The following is a 6,638-nucleotide window of genomic DNA, read 5'->3' on the forward strand; positions in this document are numbered from 1 at the left end:
GGCCAATACCAAACGGGGCTATGAGCACCAGGAGAGTTACAACGATGCTCGTGCTCAATGGGCAGCGCTATATGGGGTGATCAAAATCACCCAGTTGGCGGATTGGCATCCTAATGACAAAGGAGGGACATGATGCATCCCCGTCGGTTGCTTGCTGTACTTGGAGTGGTGGTCTTGACCAGCATGACCAGTTGCACTTCGTTTTCTTCTTCTCGGAGCTCTTCCATGGACAAGACCGGATGGATTACTCATTGCTTTGGTCGCTTTCTGATTGATCTGCCACCTGACGCGGTAATCAATGCCGGATACTACCTATGGGGAGACAGAATTGAGTACTTAGATGATAAACCTACCGAACTGGCAGCCAGGGTTGATCGTCTTGAACAAGAGTGGAGGACTCAGAGACATAAATCCAAAGGCAACATGTTTCTTCGTAAAATTGACTTTGGCAATGAATCAGTAGGTTTATTGTCTTGGTCTTCAGAGGTTGCCTCTAAAACCTATTTATTGGATACCTATGTTACATCTAAGCCTACGTGGCATGCCTATCGTTGGAAAGGGAAAGTTTCGGTAGACAGAGAGCAACATGCTGTGGAGATATCTAGGGCTTTAGCTCGAAATCTACGTTCTCGCGCGCCAAAAGAAATCCCCAGCGAGCCGGGCTTTTGCATCGACCACGCTTATATTGCAGGGGATAGTTTTCAAGTGGAGAGGTTTGGAGTGGGAGTCACTTTCCCTGAGCACCCCGGCGCGCGCTTTGAATTCCGCTCCTCCACGGGAGCTGAGCTAAACAGCCTTCTTGAGCGAGTCGACGGCTTCGTGCAAAACATGCTCTCCACGTTTGCAGGCATGGAAAGGTTAAGAAAAGGAAAGCATCCTGTCGGGGGCCTTCCTGGAGAGGAATATCTGGTTGCGGGAAGCGATAAGGGGCAGCGCGGCTATACCTTCATGTGGGAGGTTCAAGGCAAGGAGGAATCGCTAACCGAGCCCCATCTTACTGCGGGACTGGCGGTACTGGAACGCAGCAATGAAAACGGTAAACCACCGCCCCCTGCCTTCAAATCGGACAAAGAGGCTTTGGAACTGTGGGACGCCATTGTCGATTCGATTCGCGTGCGCCCGACGTCTTCATCGCCGCGTGGCGGAAATGCCGGTCCTTCCCCTGCTCCGACACCTGCTACGCCTGGCGGCCAAACGCTCGGTGATGACTATGTCTACGAGGAATTCCTCTCCAGCCTGAAGCCAAAAGACAGCTGGCTGGACGACCTATAGGAGCAACCCGCGATGGACATCATTCGCCTTGGCGACACCACCAGCCATGGAGGCACGGTGATTGAGGCGTTCGGCCAGACCGACCTCAACGGCAAGCCGATGGCCGGTGTAGGCCACCAAGTGGTTTGTCCCTTGTGCAAGGGAACCTTCCCCATTACCGAAGGTAGCGCCCTGCTGGATGTGAATGGGGTCCCGGTCGCGCTACATGGGATGAAAACAGCTTGTGGTGCCAGCCTGATTGCCAGTGGCCCGTTGGGCGCTGCCGAAAACTGAAAAAGGGGGACGTTCGATATGCCGAACGACTTCGGCGACCTCCTTCGTGCCTCTCCTGTAGAACGCTCAGGAAAACTCCGCCGGCTTCTTGTCCAGCCTGACCTGCCCCGAGCCTTGGCACCTTGGCCAGTCTGCCGTTGTGCACTCCAGCAAGCGCTGGCGGCATTCTCTTTGCTCGTTGAGCGTCTCCATTGCCGCCAGGATCTACTGGCGCTCAGATGGCCGGTTGCTCTCGCGCACGTCGCTACTTGTAGTCGCCAATGCAAGCAGGCGTTCCGCAAAGCCCCATGGCTGATCCCGGGCGACAGGGTTCAAGGCCTTGCTGCACCAGGCTTGCGCTCACTGAGGTAGTGGTCGCTGAAAACTCCCAGCGGCTAGAGCATGTCGGCTATCCGACCAATGTCGTACACCGCCGGGCGTCCCGGGGGTAGCCGGCGCCAGTTCTATGGATACAGTGGAAGCAGCTCTGGAAAGCCTGTAGTAGACCGATTGGTCAACTACAAAAAATTACTTTGTATACAAAAAATCGATTGAATCGAGCACACAACGGGGATATAAAACACCCCACCGCATCGCCCTGAAGCCTGGGGTGGATGTTCGGCCAGAAATACCCGGCCGCCGGAACCTGCCTTTTCCGGTGTCCGCCTGCGACTGACAACAATAAAAACGCCTGAGGTGTTGCATGTCCGTGGTAACTGATCGCCGCATCCCCGACTCGCCCGTAGACCAGCGCCTGCCTCTGACGCAGCTGCTGCTGGTGGGCTTCCAGCATGTGTTGCTGATGTACGGTGGCGCCGTCGCCGTGCCTCTGATCGTCGGCCAGGCGGCCGGCCTCTCGCGCGAGGAAATCGCCTTCCTGATCAACGCCGACCTGCTGGTCGCCGGCATCGCCACCCTGGTCCAGTCGCTGGGCATCGGCCCGATGGGCATCCGCATGCCGGTTATGATGGGCGCCAGCTTCGCCGCCGTCGGCAGCATGGTGGCGATGGCCGGGATGCCCGGCGTGGGCATCACCGGGATCTTCGGCGCGACCATCGCCGCCGGTTTCTTCGGCATGCTCATCGCCCCCTTCATGTCGCGCATCGTGCGTTTCTTCCCACCGCTGGTGACCGGCACGGTGATCACCTCGATCGGCATGTGCCTGTTCCCGGTGGCGATCAACTGGGCCGGCGGCGGCAAAGGCGCGGAAGACTTCGGCTCCCTGCACTTCCTGTTCCTCTCCAGCCTGGTGCTCTGCACCATCCTCCTGATCAACCGCTTCATGCGCGGTTTCTGGGTCAACATCTCGGTGCTGATGGGCATGGGCCTGGGCTACGCGATCGCCGGCGGCATGGGCATGGTCGACCTCGGCGGTCTGGCCGAGCGCCCCTGGTTCGACATCGTCACCCCGCTGCACTTCGGCGCGCCGACCTTCGACCTGGCGCCGATCCTGTCGATGTGCCTGGTGGTAGTGATCATCTTCGTCGAGTCCACCGGCATGTTCCTCGCCCTGGGCAAGATCACCGGCCGCGAGATCACCCCGACCGAACTGCGCCGCGGCCTGCTCTGCGACGCCGGCGCTTCGTTCTTCGCCGGTTTCCTGAACACCTTCACCCATTCCTCGTTCGCCCAGAACATCGGCCTGGTGCAGATGACCGGGGTGCGCAGCCGCTACGTCACGGTGGCCGCCGCCGGTTTCCTGATCCTCCTCAGCATGCTGCCCAAGGCCGCCTTCCTGGTCGCCTCGATCCCGCCGGCGGTACTCGGCGGCGCCGGCATCGCCATGTTCGGCATGGTCGCCGCCAGCGGCATCCAGATCCTCCACGAGGCCAACATCACCGACCGCCGCAACCAGTTGCTGGTGGCGGTAAGCATCGGCATGGGCATGGTGCCGGTGGTGCGCCCGGACTTCTTCGCCCGCCTGCCGGTCTGGATGGAGCCGATCACCCATAGCGGCATCGCCATGACCGCGATCTGGGCGGTGGTGCTGAACCTGCTGTTCAACATCCTCAGCCGCAACGACCGCAGCCACTTGTGCGGCAGCCACGCGCCGGCGCCCAAGCACTCCTGACTCCCTGGCGGACCGGCGACACTTCCGGTCCGCCCTTCCCTCGGGCCGGACTTCGTCCGGCTTCTTTTTTTCCGCTCGCGGTCCGCACCACTCAGTCCCGCCGAAGGAAAGGCCCCGCCTTGCGCTCCAGCAGATGCAGCAATTCCGCCTGCATGTAGGCGTAGTCGTCCGGGATATCCAGGCAGACCAGGCGCTTGCCTTTCATCGCCGCGGCGTGCCGGCGCAGCAGAGCCTGCCGGTGGCGGCGCTCCATGACGACGACCAGCGTCGCCCACTCCAGTTGCTCCCGCTCCAGAGGCGTTTCGGCGTCCGCCGCCAGCCCGGCGGAATCGGTCTCGACGCCCGGCCAGTCGGCGAACAGCCGTTCGGCGCTGGGACTACGCAGGCGGTTGCGGCTGCAGATGAACAGGACCCGGTGCATGGGAGGCTTTCCTTTGCTGGCGCGGCAGGCAGCATGACTTCTTGGCCGCGTTTCGGCGTTGCGCCGCGTCGCTTTTCCCGGGACGGGGCAGCGAGCGGTGCGCGCCGAAACACGGTCGCCCGGGAGGCATGGGGGAGGAAGCGGCGGATGGCGCCGTTGGTGCCATCGCCCCAGGAGGATACCGTCAGCCGCCGGTCATGCTCATGAAACGCAGCACCTGGACCTGCTCCTGGGCGTCGAAGTGATGCCGCTCCGGCTTCAGGTTCAGCGCCGCCACCAGTGCCGCGCTCAGGCGCTCGCGGTCGCCGGGATGGCTGCGCAGCAGTTCGCGCAGGTCGAGCGCCCCCTCGTGGCCGAGGCAGAGCACCAGCTTGCCCTCGGCGGTGACGCGCACGCGGTTGCAGTCGCCGCAGAAATTATTGCTGTGAGGTGAGATGAAGCCGATCCGGCTGGGCTCGTCGCCGATCTGGTAATACCGCGACGGCCCGCCGCTGCGCGCCAGGCTCGGGGTCAGCGGCCAGCGGCGCTCGATGATCGCCCGGACTTCGTCGCTGGTGCAGAGAGTCAGTTCGCGACGGTGGCTGGTGATGCTGCCCAGCGGCATTTCCTCGATGAAACTGATGTCCAACTGGTTGGCCAGGGCGTACTCGACCAGGTCGAGGATCTCGTCGTCGTTGCGGCCCTTCTGTACCACGCAGTTCAGCTTGATCCGCTCGAAACCGGCTTCGCGCGCCGCCTGGATGCCGTCCAGCACCTGCTCCAGGCGATCGCTACGGGTGAAGGCGGCGAAGCGTTCGCGCTGCAGCGAGTCGAGGCTGACGTTGAGGCGGCGGACGCCGGCGGCCTTCAGCTCGGCGGCGCGCTCGCGCAGTTGCGAACCGTTGGTGGTGATCGCCAGGTCTTCCAGTTCCGCACGCTGCCCCAGGCGTGCCAGCAGGCCGGTGATGCCCTTGCGCACCAGCGGCTCGCCGCCGGTGATACGAATGCGCCGCACGCCGAGGCCGATGAAGGCGTCGGCCACCGCGTACAGTTCTTCCAGGCTGAGGACCTGGTCGCGGGGAAGGAACTGCATGTCTTCGCTCATGCAGTAGGTGCAGCGGAAGTCGCAGCGATCCGTCACCGACAGGCGCAGGTAGGTGATGCGACGGCCGAAGGGATCGACCAGGCGGGAATCGGACATAGTGACTCGTTCTGTTCCGGGGGGCTCGCCCGGCGCTCGGTGGGTGAGTGCGAGCGGGCGACTCGATACCCCTAACGAATACTCCAAATACCGGGAAATGTATAGGGCAAATGAACCGGCGGGTCAGGATTTCCCGGGCCTCCGCCTCGCTCGCACCTTGCTTGAGGGGCGCTCCGGGCGGGTGCTACCATCCTCGGCTTCCTGCCGCCGTTGCAGCAATGAAGAACAAGGACTGATGACCAGCATCCGCGAGCGCAACAAGCGCCTGATCCTCCGCGCCGCCAGCGAGGAATTCGCCGACAAGGGCTTCGCGGCGACCAAGACCAGCGACATCGCCGCCCGCGCCGGCCTGCCCAAGCCCAACGTCTACTACTACTTCCAGTCCAAGGAAAACCTCTATCGCTGCGTGCTGGAAAGCATCGTCGAGCCGCTGCTGCAAGCGTCGGCGCCGTTCCGCGTGGAAGACGACCCGCTGCTCGCCCTGCCCGCCTACATCCGCTCGAAGATCCGCATCTCCCGCGAGCTGCCGCATGCCTCCAAGGTCTTCGCCAGCGAGATCATGCACGGCGCGCCGCACCTGCCGAAGGAATACCTCGACGAACTGAACGCCCAGGCCCAGCGCAACGTCACCTGCCTGCAGACCTGGATCGACCGTGGCCAGCTCGCCCCGGTGGACCCGCATCACCTGCTCTTTGCCATCTGGGCGGCGACCCAGACCTATGCCGACTTCGATTGGCAGATTTCCATCGTCACCGGCAAGGAACAGCTCAGCGACGCCGACTACGACGCTGCGGTGGAAACCATCACCCGCCTGGTCCTGAAAGGCTGCACGCCCGACGGGCAATCCGGCAAGAGCGCCGGCCGGCTTCGGCCGCTGCCGCTCTGACCCGCCGCGGCACGCTCAATCGCGTGCCGCCCCCGCCCCAGCGCCGGCTTCGCACCGAGCGGCGTGACGCGGTATTCGACCCGCGGCGGCAGCTCCGCATACACCTCGCCTGGACGCTATCGGCGGAGTTGCTCGAGCACGGTATCCGGGTCAACGCCCTGAGCCCGGGGCCGACCCGGACGCCAGCGCTGGACAAGGCCGCTACCGAACTCGAGGCCGCCCAGGCGCTGAGGGAGAAGATTGGCCGGGACGCCTGGGGGAGCCGCTGGAGATTGCCAGTGCCGCGCTATTCCTGGCCTCGAACGAGCCCCGCTGCAGGTATGGCACGAAGAGCCTGGTGGATGGCGGCGTACGCCACCTGAAGAAGGGAGCGAAGGCCCGGTCCTGGTGAGCGGGCCGCAAGCTCAACCGGCGTCGGGCACCAGCCCGACCGCCAGCACGCCCTGGATCGCGCATTGCTCGTCGATATCCGAGGTATCGCCGCTGATACCGACCGCGCCGACCACCTCTGCCTTGTCGTTGCGAATCAGCACCCCACCCGGCGCCGGAACCAGAT

At 63.2% G+C, this 6,638-nt stretch carries 8 protein-coding genes; 5 read left to right on the plus strand and 3 right to left on the minus strand.

Annotated features, from left to right (window positions below):
* From FFS27_RS33785 to FFS27_RS26075, 4 genes are all read left to right on the plus strand, one after another.
* A partial coding sequence (locus FFS27_RS33785; RefSeq protein WP_256659643.1) for a hypothetical protein occupies positions 1-133 on the plus strand: 133 nt, incomplete at its 5' end.
* On the plus strand, positions 130-1,272 hold the full coding sequence (locus tag FFS27_RS26065) for a T6SS immunity protein Tli4 family protein (RefSeq protein WP_003145006.1): 1,143 nt from the start codon (positions 130-132) through the stop codon (positions 1,270-1,272). The genes FFS27_RS33785 and FFS27_RS26065, both read left to right, overlap by 4 nt.
* A gap of 12 nt (positions 1,273-1,284) precedes the next feature.
* Positions 1,285-1,545, plus strand: a complete 261-nt coding sequence (locus FFS27_RS26070) for a PAAR domain-containing protein (RefSeq protein WP_003083211.1) — start codon at positions 1,285-1,287, stop codon at positions 1,543-1,545.
* Between the two features lie 682 nt (positions 1,546-2,227).
* On the plus strand, positions 2,228-3,595 hold the full coding sequence (locus tag FFS27_RS26075) for a nucleobase:cation symporter-2 family protein (RefSeq protein ID WP_003083208.1): 1,368 nt from the start codon (positions 2,228-2,230) through the stop codon (positions 3,593-3,595).
* 91 nt (positions 3,596-3,686) lie between these two features.
* On the opposite strand, the gene FFS27_RS26080 is transcribed toward FFS27_RS26075, so the two are convergent.
* Together FFS27_RS26080 and moaA are read right to left on the minus strand one after the other, a co-directional pair.
* Positions 3,687-4,016: a low molecular weight protein tyrosine phosphatase family protein gene (locus FFS27_RS26080; RefSeq protein ID WP_003087185.1), complete on the minus strand. Its 330-nt coding sequence runs from the start codon at positions 4,014-4,016 to the stop codon at positions 3,687-3,689.
* Positions 4,017-4,200: 184 nt separating this feature from the next.
* Entirely contained in the window at positions 4,201-5,196 is a 996-nt protein-coding gene (gene moaA / locus FFS27_RS26085; protein ID WP_003083204.1) for a GTP 3',8-cyclase MoaA, read from the minus strand.
* Between the two features lie 235 nt (positions 5,197-5,431).
* Here moaA and FFS27_RS26090 point away from each other — a divergent pair, with 235 nt between their 5' ends.
* Positions 5,432-6,082, plus strand: a complete 651-nt coding sequence (locus FFS27_RS26090; protein WP_003087183.1) for a TetR/AcrR family transcriptional regulator — start codon at positions 5,432-5,434, stop codon at positions 6,080-6,082.
* A 404-nt stretch (positions 6,083-6,486) separates the two neighbouring features.
* Here the strand turns inward: FFS27_RS26090 and FFS27_RS26095 are convergent.
* Positions 6,487-6,638: heme-binding protein (locus FFS27_RS26095; RefSeq protein WP_171019232.1), on the minus strand; the 152-nt coding region annotated here is incomplete at its 5' end.

The organism is Pseudomonas sp. 2VD, assembly GCF_005503585.1.
Classification (GTDB): domain Bacteria; phylum Pseudomonadota; class Gammaproteobacteria; order Pseudomonadales; family Pseudomonadaceae; genus Pseudomonas; species Pseudomonas aeruginosa.

Coding starts and splice junctions, on each gene's coding strand:
- FFS27_RS26080 (WP_003087185.1), bottom strand. CDS start 4,016: ATGCACCGGGTCCTGTTCATCTGCAGCCGCAACCGCCTGCGTAGTCCC.
- FFS27_RS26075 (WP_003083208.1), top strand. CDS start 2,228: ATGTCCGTGGTAACTGATCGCCGCATCCCCGACTCGCCCGTAGACCAG.
- FFS27_RS26065 (WP_003145006.1), top strand. CDS start 130: ATGATGCATCCCCGTCGGTTGCTTGCTGTACTTGGAGTGGTGGTCTTG.
- moaA (WP_003083204.1), bottom strand. CDS start 5,196: ATGTCCGATTCCCGCCTGGTCGATCCCTTCGGCCGTCGCATCACCTAC.
- FFS27_RS26070 (WP_003083211.1), top strand. CDS start 1,285: ATGGACATCATTCGCCTTGGCGACACCACCAGCCATGGAGGCACGGTG.
- FFS27_RS26090 (WP_003087183.1), top strand. CDS start 5,432: ATGACCAGCATCCGCGAGCGCAACAAGCGCCTGATCCTCCGCGCCGCC.